We start from the raw sequence: 250 nt of genomic DNA on the forward strand, positions 1-250 counted from the left end.
TAACGATCAAGCTGTTTTTTCCCATATTGTATTGAAGCACCTGGACGCGCAGCGTCACGATCCGGTCGATCTCCTCCTGGCCGCCCGCTCTGGCGTCCCATTGAACCGTGTTCAGCGTATTGTGGAGAAAATGCGGATTGATCTGGCACAGCAGCTTTTCCGACTCCAGCTGATACTCCGCCCGCCCGTTGTGTCCGATCACCACGATCAAGCCGTTGACCGTCGTCTTCATGTCCTGGAAGCTGCCGAG

Annotated in this window: 1 protein-coding gene; it reads right to left on the minus strand. The window is 56.0% G+C overall.

Going from position 1 to position 250, the window contains the following annotated elements:
• On the minus strand, positions 1–232 hold a 232-nt coding region (locus KVT38_RS33950), incomplete at its 3' end, for a sensor histidine kinase (protein ID WP_483298218.1).
• Positions 233–250 lie beyond the last annotated feature (18 nt).

The organism is Cohnella sp. GbtcB17 (assembly GCF_019091135.1).
GTDB lineage: Bacteria > Bacillota > Bacilli > Paenibacillales > Paenibacillaceae > Cohnella.